Consider the following 21,255-nt stretch of genomic DNA (forward strand, 5'->3'; position numbering starts at 1 on the left):
GGATGCCGATCGTGCCAGGATCGGAGCATGGTCGGCCGGACGAAGCGCTACACGGCGCTCGGCAGCTCGTTCGCCGCAGGCCCCGGCATCCTGCCGCTGGTCGATCCGATCGCCGGCCGCTCGGGCCGCAACTACCCGCATGTGGTCGCCGAGGCCCTCGGTCTCGACCTCACCGACCTCACCGTCTCGGGTGCCACCACGGCGACGATCCTCGACACCCCGCATCGGACGCCGTTCGGACGGGTCTATCCACCGCAGCTGCAGGGGCTGCGCTCGGATGCCGACCTCGTCACGGTCACGGCCGGCGGCAACGACCTCGGCTACCTCGGCGGGATGCTGTTCACGGCCTGGGACCGCACGGATCCCGGCGGAATCTTCCTGCAGACCGCCGACCCGGACTTCGCGCACGCGGCCCCGGAGCCCTCGGATGCCGCCGTCCGCCGCGCCGTGTCCGGTCTGCTCGAGATCGTGCAGCGCGTCAGACGCCGCGCGCCCGCCGCCCGCGTCGTGCTGGTGGACTACCTCGCGATCATCGGGGCGGAGACGCGCCCGGCACCCGGCGTGCCGTTCGAGACGGCCGAGATCGAGCTGTTCGGGCGCATCCAGACCGCGCTCGAGGCCGTCTTCGCGACGGCGGCGGAACTGGCCGGCGTGGAGCTCGTTCGCGCATCCGGCATCAGCAGAGCACACGCTCTGGGTTCCGCGGAGCCCTGGGTGAACCCGTTCGTCTCGAATCCGGCGCGCACGATCGCGTCCTTCCATCCGAACGCGGCGGGGATGGCGGCCGTCGCGGCCGAGCTCGCACGCGCGATCGGCTGAGGGGTCAGCGGAGCAGCCGGCCGTCCGTGCCGCGCGGTCGGACGGCGTGCTCGCTGAGGATCGAGATCCTGTTGAACGCGTTGATGGTCACCGACACCCACTCGGCCGCGGCGAACACATCGTCGCCGAGCAGGTGTCGCGCCCCCCACAGGTCGGCGCGGGCGTCTTCGGTGAGCGGAAGCATGGTCGCCGCCTCCGCGATCGCGAGCACGGCGCGCTCGCGGTCGGTGTAGAGGTCCGACTCCCGCCAGGCGGCCAGCATGTCGAGCTTCTGCTGCGCGATGCCCGCGGCGCGCGCCTCCCGGCAGTGCAGGTCGAGGCAGAAGGCGCAGCCGTTCAGCTGCGAGGCGCGCACCTTGATGTACTCCGCCTCGACCTTCGTGAGCCCCAGGTCTTCGGCTCCGGCGGCGACGGTGGCCGAATACGCCTGCGCCGCCTTCCAGATCTCGGGAGCGGACTTGTCGAGGTACGGGCGCATGACGCTCCTCACGGCGTTCGGACGTGTCAGAGCATCGTACCGGGCGGCGGTCGCGCAGACGGCCGCCACGATACGATGAAGCGCTCGAGCCGAGCACGCATCCCGCCGGGATGAGGTCACGAAAGGATGCCGCCATGGTCGAGCGCTCCACGCTCGCGGGCATCCCGCCGTGGACCATGGGCGTCGCCTCGATGTTCCTCATCCAGCTGTGCAACGCGCTCTCCACCGGGCTCATCGCGAGCGTCGGACCCGCCGGGACGGCGTGGCTGCGCCTCGCCCTCGGGGCGATCGTGTTCGTGCTGATCGCCCGCCCGCCGCTGCGGCTCATCCGCCGCGCCGACGTTCCGGCACTCCTCGGCCTCGGGATCGCGACCGGTGCCATGGTGGCGGGCCTCCTCGCGGCGATGGAGCGGATCCCGCTCGGCACCGCCGTCGCGATCGAGTTCCTCGGCCCGCTGACGGTCGCCGCCGTGCGCAGCAGGAACAGGCGGATGCTGGTGTGGCCCGTGCTGGCGCTCGCCGGCGTGCTGCTGCTCACCCAGCCCTGGCAGGGTGGCGTCGACCCGTGGGGCATCCTGTTCGCCGTCGTCGCCGGCACCGGGTGGGGTGTGTACATCATCCTCACCCAGCGAGTGGGGGACCGCTTCTCCGGGATCACCGGTCTGTCGATCACGTTCCCGATCGCCGCGGTCGTGGTCGCCTTCGTCGGGGTTCCGCAGGTCGCCGGCAACCTCGGCCTTCCCACGCTGCTGCTGGCCGCGGGGCTGGCGCTGATGTCGCCGGTGGTGCCGTTCGGTCTCGAGATGCTGGCCCTCCGGCGCATGACGCACACGGCCTTCGGCACCTTGATGGCGCTCGAGCCGGCGATCGGGGTGCTCTTGGGGCTGGTGCTGCTGCAGCAGGTGCCCACGTGGATCCAGGTGATCGGCGTCGTGCTGGTGGTCGCCGCCGGCGCCGGAGCACAGCGCGGCGGCATCCGGCGTCCGTCCTCGAACGGCGTCACGGCAGGACTCGACGTCCCCCACGAGTAGGGTGAGGCGGGTGCCCGACCAAACCGCCACCCGACGTCGCAGTGGCTGGCCGGTCGCCGCACTGAGCCTGGGCACGCTGCTGAACCCGCTCAACTCGTCCATGATCGCGGTGGCTCTCGTGCCCCTGCAGCACGACCTCGGCGTCGACGTGACCACGGTCACCTGGGTCGTGACGTCGTTCTACCTCGCCTCGGCCGCCGGGCAGCCGCTCATGGGCCGGCTCGGCGACCGGTTCGGGCCGCGTCGGCTCTTCCTCTTCGGGATGATCGTGGTGGTCGTGGCGTGCGTGCTCACGCCGTTCACCGACACGCTCGCGGGTGTCTGCGCCGGGCGCGTCCTGCTGGCGATCGGCACCGCGACCGCGTTCCCCTCCGCGATCTCGATGCTGCGCTCGATCGCGGCGACATCCGGCGCGGGATCGGCGCGCCTCCTCGGGCGGATCCAGATCGCCAACACGTCGGGCGCGGCGATCGGCCCGGTCGTCGGCGGCATCCTGGTCACGCTGCTCGGGTGGCAGGCGATCTTCTGGATCAACGTCCCACTGGCTGCCGTTACCTTCGTCGGCGTGCTGCTGCTGGCTCCACCGGATCCGGACCGCGAGCCGACCCCCCTTCGCCGGACGCTCACCGAGAGCGACATCCCCGGCATCCTGCTGTTCATCGCGATGCTGACCTCGCTGCTCGTCTTCCTCCTGGAGCTGCCGCGGGAGGCGATGTGGTGGCTGCTGCCGGCCTTCGCCGCGGCGGCGGGGCTGTTCGTGTGGCGGGAGCTGCGCGCTGCGCACCCCTTCCTCGATCTGAGGATGCTGGCCGGCAACCGCACCCTGATGCTCGTCTACCTGTGCTTCGCGATCTTCAGCGTGGTGTACTACTCGGCGTTCTTCGGTCTGCCGCAGTACCTGCAGGAGGGTGCCGGCTATCCGGCGAGCGCGGCGGGGCTGCTCATGTTCCCGCTCGCCGCCGTCACGATCGTCGTGACGCCGCTCGCCGCGCGTGCCATCGAGCGGTTCGGTCTGCGGCCGACGCTGGTGACCGGGGCGATCACGCTCGTCGTGGGCGCCGCCCTGCTCGCCCTCGCCGCGGTCGATACGGCGCCGTGGCTGGTGCTGGTGGTCACGGCAGCGCTCGGCATCCCGTACTGCGTGGTCAGCATCGCCATGAACCAGGCCCTCTACGCGGCGGCGCGGCCGGAGGACGCCGGCGTCGCCGCGGGCATCTACCAGACGTCCCGATACCTCGGCGCGATCGTGGCCACGACGATCCTCGGCCTGCTGTTCAGCACCGGTCAGACGCCCGGCAACTGGCTGATCGTCGTCGGGGTCGCGACGGCGCTCGCCGTCGTCCATCTCGGCATCCTCGTCACCGTCCGCCCGCAGCGGCGCACGGCGTCCTGACGGGTCAGATGTCGCGCTCGCGGGCGCGGTCCCAGGGCCGCGCCCAGCCGGTCGACTCGAGGATGTCGTCGAGCAGCATGGCGGTGAACCCCCACACGATCGTGCCGTGCACGTCGAACGCGGGTCCGCGGAACGCCCGGTCGCCGCGCCGGAAGACCGACGTGAACCGGTTGCCGGGATCGAGCAGCTGAGCCAGCGGCACGCGGGCGACGGCGGCCGTCTCGGCGGCATCCACCGCGGTCACCGCGGAGGGCACCCGCCACCAGCCGACGACGGGGGTGACCACGTGGTCGCTCGCCGGAAGCGTGCGCTCGGCGAGCGACCCGAGCACCTCGACGCCGCTCGGGTCGAGACCGGTCTCCTCCACGGCCTCGCGCAGGGCCGTGGCCACCGCGTCGGCGTCCCCGGGCTCGCGCCCGCCGCCGGGAAAGGACACCTGACCGGGGTGGGACCCGAGCGTCGCGGCGCGCAGCTGGAGCACCACGTCGAGTTCGTCCGGACCGAGGGGCGTGGCCTCGCCGGCGCCGGCGACGGCGCCGAACAAGATCAGGACCGCTGCCTCGCGGGGTTGCCGCGGCGGCGGGAGGAGGCGCGCGAAACGCCAGGGGATGCCGGCATCCACGGTGCGCTGCAAGGTCTGCCGCGCGTCCTCGGATGCGCTCACGGGCGAGGTGGTCGATGTCACGGGGCCTCCGTCTGAAGGATACGGGGCATCGCGTGCCGGCGGGTCGTCCCGGGGGTGCCGGGTGCGGCGGCCGGCCTCGCCGGGCGCGGCCGCCGCACGCGGATGAGCCTCAGGACGCGTCGGCGGGGGTGCACTCGTACAGCCCGGAGACCCCGGCGTCCGTCACGGCGGTGCAGTTCTTCGTCACCCAGGCCCGGATCTGCGCGGAGGTGCCCTGGGAGCTGCTGCCGCCCATGCCGCCGCCGGTGCCCGAGGCGAGCACATATCGGACGTCGCCGTCTGCCACGAGCTTCTGGAACCCGGCGAGCGTCGGGACCGGATCGCTGCCGCTGAACCCGCCGATCGGCAGGACGGAGCCGCCGTCCGTCTGCAGGATGATCCCCGCGGCCGTCTGCGCGCCGAACACCGCGACGAGGTACTTCGCGCTTCCCTGGTGCTGCTTCAGGTAGGCGAGGGTCGTCGAGTCGAGGCTGGTGCCGAGGCCGCCCGTGCGGCCGCCGCCCGGACCGCCCGCGGCGGTGCCGGTGCCGGGCAGGCCCTGGGGTGCGGACCCGCCGCCGTTGCCGCCCGCGGTGCTGCCGGGGCCGCCCCCGGGCATGCCTTGGGGTGCGGACCCGCCGCCGGTGGCGCCCGGGCCTCCCTGGCCGCCCTGGCCGAACGATCCGCCTTGACCACCAGGTCCGCCTTGGCCGCCGGGTCCGCCCTGACCGCCCCGGCCGCCGCCCATGTCCGACACGCCGCCGGCGACCGGGTTGATCGAACTCGGGTTCGCGATCGTCGTAGCCGACCACACCGCCGGGGTGAGCAGCATCCCGGTTGCGGCGAGGACCGCCGTCAGGGTCTGGATCGCACGGACCCGCGATCCGCGCACAATCAGGACGATGCCGCCGGCGGCGATCACGCACTGCACGAGCGCGACGACGATCGTGTACCCGCCGGAGATGACGCCGACGATCAGAGCGGTCGCCGCGGCCGTCGCAACCAGGGCGATCTGCGGCCAACGCATGCCGCGGGTGCGGGCGATGCCGAATGCGACGCCGACCGCGAGGGCCATCGGCACGGCGAGTGCAGCCGTGTAGAACTGGTGCATCCCGGCCACCGCCGAGAACATGCCGAGGAAGGTGACGAGCCAGGCGCCCACGAACACGGTCATCGGCGGGCGCCACCGCAGCACCGCCAGCACGACGACACCGAGCAGTGCCGCGGGGATGAGCCAGGCCACCTGCCCGGCCAGCTCGGAGTTGAACAGCCGCAGCACGCCGGGGTCGCCCGAGAACGGGGGAGTGAACGAGTTGTACGCCGCCTGGTCGCTCGTGCTCGATCCGAAGCGCCCGAGCGCGTTGTATCCGAACACCATCTCCCACGGGTTGTTGTGGATCGTGCTGCCGATGTACGGCCGGGAGGATGCCGGGATCAGCGCGACGATCACGATCCACGCCACGGAGACGACCGCACTCGTGATGCCGGCTACGACGGTCTGCCAGATCTTGCGCGCCCACGGCTGCTTCGTGCACAGCCAGGCGGCCGCCAGCGCGGGCCAGACCGCCCAGGCCTCGATCATGTACATCTGGAACGACAGGGCGATGAACAGGCCGGTGATCATCAGCCAGCCGAAGCGCATCCCGGTGAAGGCCCTGACGGCGGCCCACGCCGTGAGCGCGAGGCCGAGCACGAAGAAGGTCTCGGGCTGGTTCGAACGCGAGACCGCGATGAGGATGGGGGTCGTCGCGACGATCGCGCCGGCGATCAGACCCGCAGTGGGCCCGGCGAGGCGCTTCGCGGCGAAGGCCACCAGGAGCGCCGAGACCACGGCGGCCACCGCGTTGGGCACGATGATCGTGAAGGTCGAGAAGCCGAAGAGCTTGACGAACAGTGCCGGCACCCAGAACGATCCGGGGATCTTGTCGAGCGTGACGGTGCCGGCGGGATCGAAGGCGCCGAAGAAGAAGTTCGACCAGCTCTTGCTCATCGACAGGGCGATCGAGGCGTAGTAGTCCGACTGCGAGCCGGACCAGATGCCCCACGTGGTCAGTGCGGTCGTGAGGATGCCGAGGACGACGAGCCCCGTGTTCCAGCCGGTCCAGCGCCGGAGACGGGCGGCGGACGACGGATCGGCGACGGGGGTCGCGGCCGGCGCGGGTGGAGGAGTGGCGAGCGCTGTCATGACTCCGAGTCAAGGACGGCGATCGATGCGGGGCATCGGATGACGCTATGTGCCGGCTATGTCCCCTTCGATCTCCGCGGCGGCATCCGCGGCGAGTCGCGCGTACAGCGGATCGTCGTCGGACTGCTGCAGCAGCACGCTCAGCGCGGCGGCCCACGCGCGGGCGCGGGTCCAGGTCGCCGCGTCGTAGCGCCCGTCCAGAGCCCTCCGGAACGCCGCGCGTCCGTCCTCGTCGAAGGTCAGCCAGGCGGTGGCGAGGTCCGAGGCCGGGTCGCCGGCGGTCAGGTCGCCGAAGTCGATCAGGGCGACGAGTTCGGCATTCCGCGCGATGATGTTCCCGGGATGCAGGTCGCCGTGGATCCAGACGGGATCGCCGTCCCAGGGTGGCGCCGCGAGGCCGCGTCGCCACGCCCGGTGCAGGGCGTCGAGAGTGGCGGGCGAACTCCGCCCGGACGCGTGCGCCGAAGCGAACCGCTCCTCGACGACCGGCGCGCGCTCGACCAGAGGGACGCCGCGCACCGGGTTGCGCGGATAACCCGGTGCGGCCGGCCGATGGACGGCGGCCACGCCCGCCGCGAGCCGCTCGGCCCAGCCGCTGCGCGTCTCCCGGGGGATGCCGATTCCCGGCGTGCCGTCGAACCAGGGCACGACCGACCACGACCACGGGTACCCGGCATCCGGCCTCCCGTGGACGAGTGGAACGGGGCTGCCGAGACCGGCATCGCGGAGGCGGTCGGCGATCGGATGCAGGAACCGATGCTCGTTGACGGTGAGGTCGGCGGCCGCGGCCCGCCGGGGGAGCCGGGCGGCATGGCGGTCGCCGATCCGCCAGACGCTGCAGTCCCACCCCTCGTCGACGTGGGCGATCCGGCTGCCGGGGGAGATGAGGTCGGAGGCCTGCGTCTCCACGAGCCGGCGGACCAGCGTGTGGTCGATGTGCACCTCGGCGGCGGGCTTGACGGCCACGGCCGCCGCGTCAGGCGTCGAGGGAATCGCCGGGGTCGAGCGCGGCGAACGTTCCGCCGCCCTGCTCGACGCACCATGCCAGGCGCGCGCGTCCCATGGTCAGCCCGGCGGGTGACAGCGTCTGCTCGTGGGCGCTGAAGGCGCGCTCCGGCGCGACCTCGAGGACGAAGTCCATGGCCTCGCCGATCTTCAGCCACGGCGCGCCCACGGGTGCGGCGAGCACGGGGACGCGTCCGCCGTTCTCGAGCGTCGGCACGGCGTACGAATCACCCGGGTAGTAGAGGGTCTCGTTCACGAGCACGCCGACGTTGTCGACGACGGGGATCGAGGAGTGGATGACGGCGTGACGCCCGCCGAAGAACCGGAGGGTGAAGGGTCCGGCGGTCTGCGTGTCGCCGGGGGCGACGACCGTCACGTCGAAGTCGGCGGCCGCCGTGGCGACGCCCTGCGGCCCGAAGATCGGGATGTCGCCGGCGGCAGCGCGGATGGCGCGGAGGTGCTCGGGCGTCCAGTGGTCCGGGTGCTCGTGGGTGATGACCACCGCGACGGCACGGGACACGTCGGGAAGCTGGGCGGTGAAGGAACCCGGATCCACGACGAGGGAGGCGTCCGCCTCGTCGATCACCAGCAGGGCGTGGTCGTACTTGGTCACTCGCATGGGTCGAGTCAACCCGCTCGACACGCCCGGGGGCAAGCGCTGAGGGGCCTCGATTTGTCCATGCCGCGTGCGGCATGCCATACTCGAATGGTTGCGCAAGCGGCCCCATCGTATAGCGGCCTAGTACGCCGCCCTCTCACGGCGGTAACGCGGGTTCGAATCCCGCTGGGGTCACCAACACAAACACGAAGAGCTCACCCATGCGGGTGGGCTCTTCGTGTTTCGTCGGCGGGGACGTCCCGCGCGCCGTCCACGCGGGTGACCGACGCGCGCGATGATGAGTGGATGTCACAGCCGACGGACGCCGCGCGTCGCTTTCCCACCGGGGTGTTCGTCGCGTGTCTGCTGATCGCGGCCGCCGTCGCGGGGTTCGGGCTCTTCATCGTGGGGCATCCCTCGTGGTCTGCGATCGAGGTGGACGTCGTGCGCGCCGTCAACGCGGCGCACTTCCCGGCGATGGATGCCGTGGCCCTGACGATCAACTGGCTCTTCGGCCCCGGCGGGGTGTTCGTCGGCGTCGCGCTGGTGGTCGCGGTCTTCACCCTGACGCGCTCGGCGTGGTCCGCCACCCGCGCGGCACTCCTCCTGATGCTGCCGTGGGCGGTCGCCGCCCTGATGAAGCGCTTCGTCGGGCGCATGCGCCCGGACCCGTCGCTGATGACCCACCTGCTCATCCCCAGTCCGAGGTCCCTGAGCTATCCCAGCGGCCACACGGCGTTCGCCGCCGCCCTCGTCTGCGCGGTGGTGCTGTCGATCGCGGTCCGGCGTGCGCGGCGCACGACCGCTGTGATCGGCGCCGTGCTGGTGCTTCTGGTCGGCTACTCGCGGGTGTATCTCGGCGTGCACTATCCGTCCGACACGATCGCGTCGATGATCGCGGTCCCGGCTCTGTCTCTGGCGTGCGCCCTGCTGCTCGCCGCGTCAGGCGTGTTCCGTCGCGCCCCGTTCATCGGTTCGCGCGCCGCGGCGGTGCCGCTCCGGTAGGCTGGTCGCACACGCAGGGAGTATCCCGTAAACGCGCGTCCGTCATCACGAGCATTCGCTCCGGGCACGCACCGCCGAGGCGGGGGAGAGACTGACGGACCCACGGTCGACCCTGCGAAAGGACCCCATGGATTTCGTCATCCCCGTCTGGTTCGAGATCACCTCGATGATCGTGCTGGTCGCGATCCTCCTCGGCGACCTGCTGCTGATCCTCAAGCGCCCGCACATCCCGTCGATGAAGGAATCGACGCTCTGGGTCGTGTTCTATGTCGCCCTCGCACTGATCTTCGCGGGGCTCCTGTATGCGGCGACGCAGAGCACGGATGCCGCCACGCAGTTCATCGCCGGATGGCTCACCGAGTACAGCCTCTCGATCGACAACCTGTTCGTCTTCGTGCTGCTGATGACCCAGTTCGCGGTGCCCCGCCGCTACCAGCAGGAGGTGCTGATGGTGGGCATCATCATCGCGCTCGTGCTGCGCGGCATCTTCATCATGCTCGGCGCCGCCCTCATCGAGAACTTCAGCTGGATCTTCTACATCTTCGGGCTGTTCCTGGTCTACACGGCCTGGCGCCAGGCCTTCCCCGGCAAGGAGGAGGACGACGCGAAGACCGAGACCGGGATCGTGCGGTTCCTGCGGCGCTTCATCGACATCAGCGACGAGTACGACGGCGCGAAGCTGCGCACGACGGTCAAGGGCAAGAAGATCTGGACGCCCATGATCCTGGTGTTCGTCGCGATCGGATTCACCGACCTGATCTTCGCCATCGACTCGATCCCGGCGATCTTCGGCATCACGCACAGCGCCTTCATCGTGTTCACCGCGAACCTGTTCGCCCTGATGGGGCTGCGGCAGCTGTACTTCCTGCTGGGCGGACTCCTCGATCGCCTCCGGTACCTCCACTACGGCATCGCGTTCATCCTCGCGTTCATCGGGGTGAAGCTGTTCCTGCACGCCCTGCACGTCAACGAACTGCCGTTCATCAACGGCGGCGAGCCGGTCGAGGGCGCACCGGAGATCTCGACGGCGATGTCCCTGGGCGTCATCGTCCTCTCGATGGTCGTCGCCGCAGTGGCGAGCGTCCTCGCGGCGCGCAAGGAGAAGCGGGATGAGACGCAGAAGGAGGTCGCTCCCTGAACGCCTGGTATTCTGACGGAATGCGGATCGCTCGCCTCCTTCTTAGCGGCCGCGACGGGGCCTCGCTCTGAGCCCTTCCCCGTCGCGGAGTCTCTCGCGGGCCCACCCACATCTGGGGCCACTGCCCTTCCTGAGGAGAACGACACACCCATGAGCACTGCGCACGCTGCGACCGAGTCCGAGGGAACGGTCATCCCCGACCGCCCCCGCACGCTCGCCGAGAAGGTCTGGGACGACCACGTGGTCGTCAAGGGCGAAGACGGCCAGCCCGACCTCATCTACATCGATCTGCACCTGGTGCACGAGGTGACCAGCCCCCAGGCGTTCGACGGCCTGCGCGCCGAGAACCGCCCGGTGCGCCGCCTCGACCTCACCATCGCGACCGAGGACCACAACACCCCGACGCTCGAGATCACCAAGCCCATCGCCGACCTCACGAGCCGGACGCAGATCGAGACGCTTCGTCGCAACGCCGCGGAATTCGGTGTGCGCCTGCACTCGCTCGGCGACAAGGAGCAGGGCATCGTCCACGTGGTGGGGCCGCAGCTGGGTCTCACGATGCCGGGCATCACCGTGGTCTGCGGCGACAGCCACACGTCGACCCACGGCGCCTTCGGGGCCATGGCGTTCGGCATCGGCACCAGCGAGGTCGAGCACGTGCTGGCCACCCAGACGCTGCCCCTGAAGCCGTTCAAGACGATGGCGATCACGGTCGACGGCGAACTGCGCCCCGGCGTGACCGCGAAAGACATCATCCTGGCCGTCATCGCCAAGATCGGCACCAACGGCGGGCAGGGCTACGTCCTCGAGTACCGCGGCAGCGCCATCCGCTCCCTCTCGATGGAGGGGCGCATGACCATGTGCAACATGTCGATCGAGGCCGGCGCCCGGGCGGGCATGGTCGCCCCCGACGACACCACGTTCGAGTACCTCAAGGGGCGTCCGCACGCCCCGCAGGGCCAGGACTGGGACGACGCGGTCGCGTACTGGCGCACGCTGCCCAGCGACGAAGGCGCCGTGTACGACGCCGAGATCTTCCTCGACGCCGCCGAGCTCGAGCCGTTCGTCACGTGGGGCACCAACCCCGGCCAGGGCGTCTCGCTCTCCCAGTCGGTCCCCGCACCGGACGACTTCGCCGACGCCAACGACCGGGCCGCCGCCGAGCGCGCGCTCGAGTACATGGACCTCACGCCGGGCACCCCGATGAAGGACATCCCCGTGGATGCCGTCTTCATGGGCTCGTGCACCAACAGCCGCATCGAGGACCTGCGTGCGTTCGCCTCGATCATCCAGGGCCGCACGAAGGCCGACGGCGTGCGCGTCATGGTCGTGCCGGGATCGGCCCGGGTGCGCCTGGAGGCCGAGGCCGAAGGCCTCGACAAGGTCTTCACCGACTTCGGGGCGGAGTGGCGCTTCGCCGGATGCTCCATGTGCCTCGGCATGAACCCCGACCAGCTCGCCCCGGGCGAGCGCTGCGCGTCCACCTCGAACCGCAACTTCGAGGGCCGCCAGGGCAAGGGCGGCCGCACCCACCTGGTGTCGCCGCTGGTCGCCGCCGCGACCGCGGTGCGCGGCACCCTGTCCAGCCCGAGCGACCTGGAGGCCTGACATGGAGAAGTTCACCACGCACACCGGTGTCGCCGTTCCGCTGCGCCGCTCGGCCGTCGACACCGACCAGATCATCCCGGCGGTCTACCTGAAGCGGGTCACCAAGACCGGTTTCGAGGACGCCCTGTTCGCCAATTGGCGCCAGGACCCGGACTTCATCCTCAACCAGCAGCCGTACGCGCGCGGCTCGGTGCTGATCGCCGGTCCCGACTTCGGCACCGGCTCGAGCCGCGAACACGCCGTGTGGGCTCTGCGCGACTACGGCTTCAAGGCGGTGCTGAGCCCCAAGTTCGCGGACATCTTCCGCGGGAACGCGGGCAAACAGGGTCTCGTGACCGGTGTCGTGTCCGACGCCGACGTCGAGCGACTCTGGACCGCGATCGAGGCGAACCCGGGCGTGGAGGCGACCATCGACCTCGAGGCGCGCGAAGCCGCTGTCGGCGACATCCGGGTTCCATTCGAGATCGACGATTACACTAGGTGGCGGCTGCTCGAAGGGCTCGACGACATCGGCCTGACGCTCCGCAACGAAGACAAGATCGCGGAGTTCGAAGCACGCCGTGAAAACTGGCGGCCGCGTACCCTGCCGGTTCCGCCCGTGACCGCTTCCTGAATCCGACATAGTGAGGCAGACTGCATGACACTCCTGAACGACATCGTTTCCGCAGACGGTCGCAAGGGAGGGTCGGGCGAGACCCTCGCCATCCGCGGCGGCCGGCCGCTGCGCGGACGCGTCGAGGTGAAGGGGGCGAAGAACCTCGTCACCAAGGCGATGGTGGCCGCGATCCTCGGCGAGAGCCCGAGCATCCTGCGCGACGTGCCCGACATCAGCGACGTCGCCGTCGTGCGGTCGCTCCTCGAGGTGCACGGCGTGCACGTCACGGATGCCGATGAGCCCGGCGCATTCGTGCTCGACCCGGCGGAGGTCGAGTCGGCGCACTTCGAGGAGATCGACGCGCACGCCGGTGCCTCCCGCATCCCGATCCTGTTCTGCGGACCGCTGCTGCACCGCCTGGGTCAGGCGTTCATCCCCGACCTCGGCGGATGCCGCATCGGCGACCGCCCGATCGACTTCCACCTCGATGCCCTCCGCAAGTTCGGCGCGGTGGTCGAGAAGCTGCCCAGCGGCATCCGCCTCTCCGCACCGAACGGCCTGCACGGCGCCAACATCCATCTTCCGTACCCGAGCGTCGGCGCCACCGAGCAGGTGCTGCTGACCGCGGTGCGGGCGGCCGGTGTGACGGAGCTGCGCAACGCCGCCATCGAGCCCGAGATCATGGACCTGATCGCGGTGCTGCAGAAGATGGGCGCGATCATCTCCTACGAGCCCAACCGCGTCATCCTCATCGAGGGCGTCGACCGGCTCCGCGGCTACGACCACCGCGCGATCTTCGATCGCAACGAGGCGGCCAGCTGGGCGTGCGCGGCGCTCGCGACCGACGGCGAGATCTTCGTCGGCGGCGCGAAGCAGCAGGAGATGCTCACGTTCCTGAACGTGGTGCGCAAGGTCGGCGGCGACTTCGAGATCCACGAGGACGGCATCCTCTTCCGCCGCGGCGGCGAGCTCAAGCCCGTCATCGTCGAGACCGACGTGCACCCCGGGTTCATGACCGACTGGCAGCAGCCGCTCATCGTGGCGCTCACCCAGGCCACCGGCGAGTCCATCGTGCATGAGACGGTCTACGAGAACCGGTTCGGGTTCACGCAGGCGCTCGTGCAGATGGGCGCGGACATCGTGGTGCACCCGCACGGACTCCAGGAGGGTCCCCGGCGGGTGCCGCGTCGCAACCTCGAGCAGGCGGCGGTCATCAACGGCCCGACCCCGCTGCACGGCGCCGACATCACCGTGCCCGACCTCCGCGGCGGCTACAGCCATGTCATCGCGGCGCTCACCGCCGAGGGGGAGTCGATCGTGCGCAACGTGGGCATCATCAGCCGCGGTTACGAGAAGCTGTTCGACAAGCTCGCAGCCCTCGGCGCCGACTTCGACGTCCTCGGGTGACGCCGGTGTCCCGCTCGCTGCGCGCCTCGGAGGAGAAGACCCGTCCGAGCGTCTTCTGGGTGCTGGCCGCGGTGGTGGTGCCGATCATCGGCATCTTCACGCGCGTCCGGGTGATCGGCGCCGAGAAGCTTCCGCGCGAGGGGGCGTACGTCCTGGCTCCCAACCATCACAGCGAAATCGATCCCCTGATCGTCGCCCTCGCGGTGTGGCGGGCCGGGCGCGCGCCGCGCTTCATGGCGAAGGAGAGCCTGTTCAAGGTGCCGGTGCTCGGCTGGGCGCTGCGCGCCACGGGCATGGTTCCGGTGGCGCGGGCGACGACCGCCGCCGCCGCTCGGCAGACGATCGCCACGTCACGCGAGCTGGTGCAGCACGGCCGCGGCGTCATCGTGTACCCCGAGGGCACGCTCACGCGCGACCCCGACCTCTGGCCGATGCGCGGCAAGAGCGGTGCCGTGCGGCTCGCGATGATCGGCGACATCCCGCTGATCCCGATGGCGCAGTGGGGCGCGCAGGAGCTCCTGCCGCGCTACGGCAAGCTGAGCCTGTGGCCGCTGCGCAAGCGCATGACCGTGGTGATCGGCGACGCGGTCGACCTGTCCGCGTACCGGTCCGCGCCGAAGACCCCGGCAGCCCTGGCCGAGGCCACGACCCTCGTCATGGACGCCATCGCCGAACTGCTGTCGGGCATCCGCGGCATCCCCGCTCCCAAGGAGCGCTGGGATCCTGCCGCGCACGGCCAGAAAGAGACGGGCCGGCTTGACTCCTAGGCATGAACCCCTGCCGCGGGTCGTGGTTCTCGGCGCAGGCAGCTGGGGCACCACCTTCGGCAAGATCCTCGCCGACGGAGGCGCGGACGTGGTGATGTGGGCCCGTCGGCCCGAACTCGCGCACGAGATCAACGAGGCCAAGCGCAACAGCAAGTATCTGCCGGGCATCAACCTGCCGCGCACCATGACCGCGACCTCGAGCCTCAAAGAGGCGCTCGACGGCGCGGAGCAGATCTACCTCTCGATCCCCAGCCAGCAGGTGCGGACGAGCCTCAAGCCCCTGCGGCCGCTCATCGCCTCGTCGGATGCCCCGATCGTCTCCCTCATGAAGGGCGTGGAGCGGCGCACCGGCCTGCGGATGAGTCAGGTCATCGAGCAGGAGCTGCGCTGCGACCCGGGACGAGTCGCCGTCGCATCCGGACCGAACCTCGCGCTGGAGATCGCGCGCGAGCAGCCGACCGCCGCGGTCATCTCGTCGGTGAGCCAGGAGACCGCGGATGCCGTCGCCCGCCGGGCGCGCAACACGTACTTCCGCACGTTCGTGAACACCGATGTCATCGGAACCGAGTTCGGCGGGGTCCTGAAGAACCTGATCGCGGTGGCCATCGGAATCGTGGACGGCGTCGGGTACGGCGAGAACACGAAGGCATCCATCGTCACGCGCGGCCTCGTGGAGATGACCGACTTCGCCGTCGCGCAGGGCGCACACCCCGAGACGCTGCAGGGACTGGCGGGGCTGGGCGACCTGATCGCGACGTGCCAGTCGCCACTCAGCCGCAACAACACCGCCGGGCGCCTGCTCGGTCAGGGGTACAGCTTCCAGGACGTGGTCAAGCGCATGGAGCAGACGGCGGAGGGGCTGGCCTCGGTCGCCCCCATCCTGCAGCTGGCCCGCGCGGCGGGTGTGCACATGCCGATCGTCGAGCAGGTCAAGATGGTGCTCGACGGCACGATGAACCCGCGGGACATCGCCCCGCATCTGACGACGGACGACGACACCCCGCAGGGGGAGAGGACGCAGAATGGACAAGCCGGTGGTGGCGGTGCTCTTTGGAGGTCGCTCCAGCGAACACTCGATCAGCTCCGCAACAGCGGGAGGCGTGCTCCGCGCGATTGACCGCGAGCGGTTCCGCGTCGTCCCGGTCGGCCTCACCCGCGAGGGCGCGTTCGTCCTCGAGGAGGACGACCCGGCGAAGTTCGCGCTCGACCCGGCGCACATGCCCGAGGTCGTCGACAACGGCACGCGCGTCATCTGGCCGGAGGCATCCGGCGTGCGTGACCTCCGCGTCCGCGAGGTCGACGGCACGGTGCGCACGATCGGGCCGCTCGATGTGGTGCTGCCCATCCTGCACGGCGCGCACGGCGAGGACGGCACGATCCAGGGCTTCTTCGACACCCTGGAGGTGCCGTACGCCGGCGGCGGCGTGCTCGACTCTGCGGTCTGCATGGACAAGCACTTCATGAAGGTGGCTCTGCAGGCGGCCGGTGTCGCGGTGTCCGACTGGGTCACCGTGCGGCGAGGCATCAGCACCGAGGAGGCCGCGGCCCGGGCGTCGCGCCTGCCGCTGCCGTGGTTCGTGAAGCCCGCTCGCGCCGGCTCGAGCGTGGGCGTCTCGAAGGTGCACGACCTGTCCGAGTTGGATGCCGCACTGCAGGTGGCCTTCGCGGAGGACGACAAGGTGCTCATCGAGGAGGGCATCGCCGGCCGGGAGGTCGAAGTCGGTGTGCTGGAGACGCCCGGTGCCGAGGCGCGCGTCTCGCTCCCGGGCGAGATCGTGCTCACGACGCGCGAGTTCTACGACTTCGAAGGCAAGTACCTGGGCGGCGACGGAGTCGAGGTCGTCTGCCCGGCGGCGCTCACCGACGCCGAGATCCAGGCGGTGCAGCGGGCGGCGCTGCAGGCGTTCGAGGCCGTGGACGGCCAGGGTCTCGCACGGGTGGACTTCTTCGTGACCGAGTCGGGCCCGGTGGTCAACGAGCTCAACACGATGCCCGGCTTCACGCCGATCTCGATGTTCCCCAAGTGCTGGATCGCATCGGGGATGACCTATTCCGACCTGATCTCCGACCTCATCGACACGGCCCTCAGCCGCGCCGGCGTTCCCGTTCTCAGCCGAGCCTGACGCGTCCGCGCGGCGGCGTCAGCTGTTCGTCGCGGGGTTCGTGCACTGCGCGGTCTGCCTGGTGTCCTGCGCGACGAGCCGGCCCACCGTGTCGAGCACCTCGTTCGGGTCGACGCCGCTGCCGGCGCTGCTGTCGAGGAACAGCTGGACGGCCGGCGTGCGACCGTACGTCGTCACGGTGAGCTTGGGCGTCTTGGAGGAGTCGACGATCCAGTCGACGCCGCCGATGCTCACGCACTTGAGTGTCGTGGGGCCGGGCGGGGTGACGCCGCACGCGAGGATGATGGTGGCCGGGTTGCCCCAGGCCGCGGTCGACTGCGCGTCGGTCCAGCGCCGGTCCTGCCCGCCGAGCGTGCCGCCGGACAGGGCGGTGAGGTCGGTCATCACCTCGGCGCAGCGCGGGTCGTCGGCGTGCGGGGGCGGGTTCAGTGAGATCGTCGCGGCGCATCCGGCGAGACCTGCCGCCAGCACCACCGCCCCGACGACGGACGCGGAGATGCGCAGGGCGCGACGGGAACGGGCCGAGGGGCGCAGGGAGGTCACCGATCCAGCGTACGGCGCGGTCGGCTGAGACACCGCCGAGTGGACCGACCGGCGCAGCGAGCCGACGCGGGCCCGATACGGTGGAATCCATGACCGCAACCGATCCGACCGTGGGCGAGCTCTCCGAGGGGCAGGTGCTGGAGGCGATCCTGCGGCAGATCGGGCCGTCGTCGGCCGAGGTCGGGCCCGGTGACGACGCCGCCGTGCTGCCCGCTCCCGGGGAGCGGATCGTCGCCACCGTGGACACCCTCGTGCACGGGCCGGACTTCCGTCTGGCATGGTCCGGCGGCTACGACCTCGGATGGAAGTCGGCGGCGGTGAACCTCGCCGACGTCGCCGCGATGGGGGCTCGCCCGACGGCGCTGCTGGTCGCCCTCGCGATGCCGGATTCCACCCCGCTCTCGTTCGTGACCGCGCTCGCGGCGGGCCTTCGTGCCGGCTGTGAGGCTCTGGCGCCGGGGTGCGCGGTCGAAGGCGGCGATCTCACGGTGTCCGACACCCTGACGATCGCGGTCACCGCGCTGGGTGTGCTCGACGGCATCCCGCCGGTGCGCCGTGACGGTGCACGCGAGGGGGACGTCGTCGCGGTCGCGGGTGAGACGGGTCTCGCTGCGCGAGGGCTCGGCATCCTCTTCGACCGCTTCCGCGATGCCCACGGAGCGCCCGTGCCGGTGGATGTCGCGGCGCTCCGGCCGGGCGAGGCCGACGCGATCACGGCGCAGCTGCGGCCGACGCCGCCGATCGGTCTCGGACCGATCGCGGCCCGCGCGGGGGCTTCCGCCATGATGGACGTCTCGGACGGGCTGGCGCTGGATGCCCGTCGCATGGCGTCGGCATCCGCCGTCACCATCGACCTCTCGTCCGCGTCGATCGGCGGCGACCTCGCCGTGGCCCTGGCCGGCGGCGAGGATCACGCCCTGCTCGCGACGTTTCCGCCGGACGCGCCGCTGCCCCCGGGGTTCCGCGCGATCGGGACGGTGCGCGCGGCGCAGCCCGGCGGGCCCCTGCATGTGGACGGCCGTCCGTTCGACGATCGGGCGGGCTGGGACCCCTATCAGGACTGGGATTCCGAGCGCGGCTGAGGCTCGGCCGGAAACCGGTACCACCGGATCGCGGTGTCCCCGTAGCGCTTCGTGCGCTCGGCGACCCACTCGGCGGGCACCTCGGGGTCGGTCGAGCGTGCTGCACGCTCCACCACGATGAGCGCGTCCGGCGCGAGGGACGGCTCGAGGGCGGTCAGCACCCGGGCCAGTTCGCCGTCGCCGAGGTCGTAGGGCGGATCGAGGAACACCAGGTCGAACGGCCCGTGCGCCGTCGCCACGTAGGTGCCCACCGACTGCCGGTGGACGCGCACCGCGGACGCCGGGACCGCTCCGCCCATCGCCTTGAGCACCCGGGCGGCGTTGGCCCGGGTGAGCTTCTCGGCGCCCGGCGCCTGCTCGACGAGGTCCGCGGAGGCAGCGCCGCGGCTCAGCGCCTCGAGGCCCAGGGCGCCGGTGCCCGCGTAGAGGTCCGCGACGCGCGCTCCGTGGAGCGCATCGGCGGACTCGAGGGCGGCGAACAGCGACTCCCGGACGCGGTCGCTCGTGGGCCGGGTGCCGCTCGAGGGGGCGGCGAGCACGGAGCCGCCGGCGCGGCCGGCGATGATGCGGGGCACATCTCCACCCTACAAACGTCGATGTCCGACGCGCCGCCTAGACTTGGCGCATGTCGTCGCACGGTCTCGAGTCCCGGCTGACCGACATCATCGGTGCCCGCAGCGCGGGCGCGCTGGAGCGAGCGTTCGACATGCACACGGCGGGCGACCTGCTCGCGCACTATCCGCGTCGCTACGCCGATCGCGGCGAGCTCACCCCGATCTCATCGCTGGTCGTCGGGGAGCAGGTGACGATCGTCGCCCAGGTGCGCTCCGTGCAGCAGCGGCCGATGCGAAACCGGTCCGGCAGCCTGCTCGAGGTGTCGATCACCGACGGGCGCGGCGAGCTCAAGATCACGTTCTTCAACCAGGCCTGGCGTGCCGCCGAGCTCGCCCACGGGCGCCAGGGCATCTTCTCCGGCAAGGTGGGCGAGTACAAGGGCGGAAAACAGCTGTCGCACCCCGACTATCAGCTGTTCGACGATGCCGATGCGGCCCTGGCCACCGCCGAGGCGCACGAACACGAGCCGATCCCGATCTATCCCGCGACCTCCACGGTGTCGAGTTGGCAATTGCAGAAGTTCGTCGGCATGGCGCTGGACGGACTCGGCGACGTGCCCGACCCGCTGCCGGAGGACGTGCGGATCCGCGACGGACTGCTGACCGCCCGCGAAGCGCTGGAGCGGATCCACCGACCCGACTTCGCCGACCAGGTGCCGGTCGCGCAGCAGACCCTGCGGATGCATGAGGCCCTCGTCCTGCAGACCGCGCTGCTCCAGCAGCGGTCGCTGGTGCGCGCACTGTCGGCCACCAAGCGCCCGGCCGGAGCCCTGCTGGCTCGATTCGATGCGGCGATGCCGTTCACCCTCACGCCCGACCAGCAGTCGGTGGGCGATCAGATCGCGTCGGACCTCGTGGGGGACTGGCCGATGAACCGGCTGGTCCAGGGCGAGGTCGGCTCGGGCAAGACCCTGGTGGCGCTGCGGGCGATGCTGCAGGTCGCGGATGCCGGCGGACAGAGTGCGCTCATCGCCCCCACCGAGGTGCTCGCCGGCCAGCACCTCCGATCGATCGTCCGGATGCTCGGGCGAGACCTCGCCCCCGAGCTCATGCCGACCCTGCTTACGGGTCAGATGCCCGCCGCCGAGCGGCGCCGTGCCGCGCTGCGAGTGGCATCCGGACAAGCCCTGATCGTGGTCGGCACGCACGCGCTGCTCAGCGACAAGACGACCTTCGCCGATCTCGGCCTCGTCGTCGTCGACGAGCAGCACCGGTTCGGAGTCGAGCAGCGCGAGACGCTCCGCGCGAAGGGCTCCAGCCCGCACGCCCTCGTGCTCACCGCGACACCGATTCCCCGGACGGTGGCGATGACCGTTTTCGGCGACCTCGACGTGTCGACGATCCGCACCATGCCCGCGGGCCGCGCCGGCATCCAGACGTTCGTCGCGCCGCTCGCCGACCGGCCGGGGTGGTTCGGACGCGTGTGGGAGCGGGTCACCGAAGAGGTGGCCGCCGGGCATCAGGCGTTCGTCGTCTGTCCCGCGATCGACACCGAGGCGTCCGGGGCGGCCGCGGCCGACGACGATGCCGCGCCGCCGGTCGAGGGGGAGAGCGCACGCCCGCGCTGGGGGGTGGTGCAGGTGGTCGAGATGCTGTCCGGGCATCCGCTGTTCGCGGCGCTGCGCGTCGAGATGCTGCACGGCAAGATGAGCCCCGACGAGAAAGACACGGTGATGCGGGCCTTCGCCGCCGGCGAGATCGACGTGCTGGTCGCGACGACCGTCGTCGAGGTGGGCGTGGACGTGCCGAACGCGTCTGCCATGGTGATCCTGGATGCCGACCGGTTCGGGGTCTCACAGCTGCACCAGCTGCGCGGCCGCGTCGGCCGCGGCGAGGTCCCGGGGATCTGCCTGCTCGTCACGGAGTCGCCCGCGGGGACTCCGGCGCGGGCCCGCGTCGAGGCCGTCGCGGCCACCACCGACGGTTTCGAACTGGCCGAGGTCGACCTGCAGCTGCGCGGCGAGGGCGACGTGCTCGGCGACGCGCAGTCCGGCGCACGGTCGTCGCTGCGGCTCCTGCGGGTGATCAAGGATGCCGACATCCTCGCCGAGGCGCGCCAGGAGGCCGAGCGGATCCTCGCCGACGATCCGGCGCTCATCCGGCATCCCGCTCTCGGCGCCGCGATCGAGCGGCGGCTGGACGCCTCCGAGCGCGCCGCCCTCGCGAAGAACTAGCCGTCGCGCGGTGCGCGGGGTGCGGA

At 71.1% G+C, this 21,255-nt stretch carries 20 protein-coding genes and 1 tRNA gene; 14 read left to right on the forward strand and 7 right to left on the reverse strand.

Going from position 1 to position 21,255, the window contains the following annotated elements; genetic code table 11:
- The first annotated feature begins 27 nt into the window (after positions 1–27).
- Positions 28–819, forward strand: coding sequence for an SGNH/GDSL hydrolase family protein (locus tag LK09_RS11985; RefSeq protein ID WP_039399512.1), 792 nt, complete (start codon positions 28–30; stop codon positions 817–819).
- Positions 820–823: 4 nt separating this feature from the next.
- Here the strand turns inward: LK09_RS11985 and LK09_RS11990 are convergent, their stop codons facing one another.
- Positions 824–1,297 carry a carboxymuconolactone decarboxylase family protein gene (locus LK09_RS11990; protein WP_039399782.1) on the reverse strand — a complete coding sequence of 158 codons (474 nt, stop codon included), beginning with the start codon at positions 1,295–1,297 and terminating at the stop codon, positions 824–826.
- A 134-nt stretch (positions 1,298–1,431) separates the two neighbouring features.
- On the opposite strand from LK09_RS11990, the gene LK09_RS11995 reads away from it, so the two are divergent.
- Together LK09_RS11995 and LK09_RS12000 are read left to right on the forward strand one after the other, a co-directional pair.
- Entirely contained in the window at positions 1,432–2,328 is an 897-nt protein-coding gene (locus LK09_RS11995; protein ID WP_039399514.1) for an EamA family transporter, read from the forward strand.
- 10 nt (positions 2,329–2,338) lie between these two features.
- Positions 2,339–3,721 (forward strand): MFS transporter, encoded by a 1,383-nt coding sequence (locus tag LK09_RS12000; protein WP_039399515.1) that lies wholly within the window; start codon positions 2,339–2,341, stop codon positions 3,719–3,721.
- A 4-nt stretch (positions 3,722–3,725) separates the two neighbouring features.
- Here the strand turns inward: LK09_RS12000 and LK09_RS12005 are convergent, their stop codons facing one another.
- From LK09_RS12005 to LK09_RS12020, 4 genes are all read right to left on the reverse strand, one after another.
- A complete protein-coding gene (locus LK09_RS12005; RefSeq protein ID WP_156138759.1) occupies positions 3,726–4,406 on the reverse strand; it encodes an NUDIX hydrolase in 681 nt (226 codons plus the stop codon).
- A 109-nt stretch (positions 4,407–4,515) separates the two neighbouring features.
- Positions 4,516–6,570 carry an ArnT family glycosyltransferase gene (locus tag LK09_RS22135; RefSeq protein WP_039399516.1) on the reverse strand — a complete coding sequence of 685 codons (2,055 nt, stop codon included), beginning with the start codon at positions 6,568–6,570 and terminating at the stop codon, positions 4,516–4,518.
- A 45-nt stretch (positions 6,571–6,615) separates the two neighbouring features.
- Complete coding sequence (locus tag LK09_RS12015; protein WP_039399517.1) at positions 6,616–7,536, reverse strand: phosphotransferase; 921 nt, start codon at positions 7,534–7,536, stop codon at positions 6,616–6,618.
- 10 nt (positions 7,537–7,546) lie between these two features.
- A complete protein-coding gene (locus LK09_RS12020) occupies positions 7,547–8,194 on the reverse strand; it encodes an MBL fold metallo-hydrolase (protein ID WP_039399518.1) in 648 nt (215 codons plus the stop codon).
- Between the two features lie 101 nt (positions 8,195–8,295).
- Here LK09_RS12020 and LK09_RS12025 point away from each other — a divergent pair.
- The 9 genes from LK09_RS12025 (at position 8,296) to LK09_RS12065 (ending at position 16,816) form a co-directional block, all read left to right on the forward strand.
- Positions 8,296–8,371 (forward strand) — tRNA-Glu (locus LK09_RS12025).
- 108 nt (positions 8,372–8,479) lie between these two features.
- Positions 8,480–9,178 (forward strand): phosphatase PAP2 family protein, encoded by a 699-nt coding sequence (locus LK09_RS20770; RefSeq protein WP_052226704.1) that lies wholly within the window; start codon positions 8,480–8,482, stop codon positions 9,176–9,178.
- Positions 9,179–9,305: 127 nt separating this feature from the next.
- The gene (locus tag LK09_RS12035; RefSeq protein ID WP_039399520.1) at positions 9,306–10,316 is read left to right on the forward strand and encodes a TerC/Alx family metal homeostasis membrane protein; all 1,011 of its coding nucleotides are present in this window, start codon (positions 9,306–9,308) and stop codon (positions 10,314–10,316) included.
- A gap of 150 nt (positions 10,317–10,466) precedes the next feature.
- A complete protein-coding gene (gene leuC, locus LK09_RS12040; protein ID WP_052226705.1) occupies positions 10,467–11,924 on the forward strand; it encodes a 3-isopropylmalate dehydratase large subunit in 1,458 nt (485 codons plus the stop codon).
- A 1-nt stretch (position 11,925) separates the two neighbouring features.
- Positions 11,926–12,537 (forward strand): 3-isopropylmalate dehydratase small subunit, encoded by a 612-nt coding sequence (gene leuD, locus LK09_RS12045; RefSeq protein ID WP_039399522.1) that lies wholly within the window; start codon positions 11,926–11,928, stop codon positions 12,535–12,537.
- Between the two features lie 24 nt (positions 12,538–12,561).
- A complete protein-coding gene (gene murA / locus LK09_RS12050) occupies positions 12,562–13,926 on the forward strand; it encodes a UDP-N-acetylglucosamine 1-carboxyvinyltransferase (RefSeq protein ID WP_039399524.1) in 1,365 nt (454 codons plus the stop codon).
- A complete protein-coding gene (locus tag LK09_RS12055) occupies positions 13,923–14,693 on the forward strand; it encodes a lysophospholipid acyltransferase family protein (protein ID WP_039399525.1) in 771 nt (256 codons plus the stop codon). Before murA ends, LK09_RS12055 begins: the two co-directional genes overlap by 4 nt.
- Positions 14,694–14,715: 22 nt before the next feature.
- Positions 14,716–15,810, forward strand: coding sequence for an NAD(P)H-dependent glycerol-3-phosphate dehydrogenase (locus LK09_RS12060; protein WP_407939167.1), 1,095 nt, complete (start codon positions 14,716–14,718; stop codon positions 15,808–15,810).
- Positions 15,716–16,816, forward strand: a complete 1,101-nt coding sequence (locus LK09_RS12065) for a D-alanine--D-alanine ligase family protein (protein ID WP_039399529.1) — start codon at positions 15,716–15,718, stop codon at positions 16,814–16,816. Before LK09_RS12060 ends, LK09_RS12065 begins: the two co-directional genes overlap by 95 nt.
- Before the next feature lie 18 nt (positions 16,817–16,834).
- Here the strand turns inward: LK09_RS12065 and LK09_RS12070 are convergent, their stop codons facing one another.
- Positions 16,835–17,359, reverse strand: coding sequence for a DUF3515 family protein (locus tag LK09_RS12070; protein ID WP_231563024.1), 525 nt, complete (start codon positions 17,357–17,359; stop codon positions 16,835–16,837).
- A gap of 89 nt (positions 17,360–17,448) precedes the next feature.
- On the opposite strand from LK09_RS12070, the gene thiL reads away from it, so the two are divergent.
- A complete protein-coding gene (gene thiL, locus LK09_RS12075; RefSeq protein ID WP_039399531.1) occupies positions 17,449–18,441 on the forward strand; it encodes a thiamine-phosphate kinase in 993 nt (330 codons plus the stop codon).
- On the opposite strand, the gene rsmD is transcribed toward thiL, so the two are convergent.
- Positions 18,414–19,016: a 16S rRNA (guanine(966)-N(2))-methyltransferase RsmD gene (rsmD, locus tag LK09_RS12080; protein ID WP_039399532.1), complete on the reverse strand. Its 603-nt coding sequence runs from the start codon at positions 19,014–19,016 to the stop codon at positions 18,414–18,416. The genes thiL and rsmD overlap by 28 nt on opposite strands.
- A gap of 50 nt (positions 19,017–19,066) precedes the next feature.
- On the opposite strand from rsmD, the gene LK09_RS12085 reads away from it, so the two are divergent.
- The gene (locus tag LK09_RS12085) at positions 19,067–21,229 is read left to right on the forward strand and encodes an ATP-dependent DNA helicase RecG (RefSeq protein WP_039399533.1); all 2,163 of its coding nucleotides are present in this window, start codon (positions 19,067–19,069) and stop codon (positions 21,227–21,229) included.
- Positions 21,230–21,255 lie beyond the last annotated feature (26 nt).

The sequence above is a fragment of the Microbacterium mangrovi genome (genome assembly GCF_000802305.1).
GTDB classification, from domain to species: Bacteria; Actinomycetota; Actinomycetes; order Actinomycetales; family Microbacteriaceae; genus Microbacterium; species Microbacterium mangrovi.

Bases quoted from the DNA above. Each gene is read 5' to 3' on its own strand.
- LK09_RS11985 (WP_039399512.1), top strand. From the start codon at position 28: ATGGTCGGCCGGACGAAGCGCTACACGGCGCTCGGCAGCTCGTTCGCC.
- LK09_RS11990 (WP_039399782.1), bottom strand. From the start codon at position 1,297: ATGCGCCCGTACCTCGACAAGTCCGCTCCCGAGATCTGGAAGGCGGCG.
- LK09_RS11995 (WP_039399514.1), top strand. From the start codon at position 1,432: ATGGTCGAGCGCTCCACGCTCGCGGGCATCCCGCCGTGGACCATGGGC.
- LK09_RS22135 (WP_039399516.1), bottom strand. From the start codon at position 6,570: ATGACAGCGCTCGCCACTCCTCCACCCGCGCCGGCCGCGACCCCCGTC.
- LK09_RS12020 (WP_039399518.1), bottom strand. From the start codon at position 8,194: ATGCGAGTGACCAAGTACGACCACGCCCTGCTGGTGATCGACGAGGCG.
- LK09_RS20770 (WP_052226704.1), top strand. From the start codon at position 8,480: ATGTCACAGCCGACGGACGCCGCGCGTCGCTTTCCCACCGGGGTGTTC.
- LK09_RS12035 (WP_039399520.1), top strand. From the start codon at position 9,306: ATGGATTTCGTCATCCCCGTCTGGTTCGAGATCACCTCGATGATCGTG.
- leuC (WP_052226705.1), top strand. From the start codon at position 10,467: ATGAGCACTGCGCACGCTGCGACCGAGTCCGAGGGAACGGTCATCCCC.
- leuD (WP_039399522.1), top strand. From the start codon at position 11,926: ATGGAGAAGTTCACCACGCACACCGGTGTCGCCGTTCCGCTGCGCCGC.
- murA (WP_039399524.1), top strand. From the start codon at position 12,562: ATGACACTCCTGAACGACATCGTTTCCGCAGACGGTCGCAAGGGAGGG.
- LK09_RS12065 (WP_039399529.1), top strand. From the start codon at position 15,716: ATGGACAAGCCGGTGGTGGCGGTGCTCTTTGGAGGTCGCTCCAGCGAA.
- thiL (WP_039399531.1), top strand. From the start codon at position 17,449: ATGACCGCAACCGATCCGACCGTGGGCGAGCTCTCCGAGGGGCAGGTG.
- LK09_RS12085 (WP_039399533.1), top strand. From the start codon at position 19,067: ATGTCGTCGCACGGTCTCGAGTCCCGGCTGACCGACATCATCGGTGCC.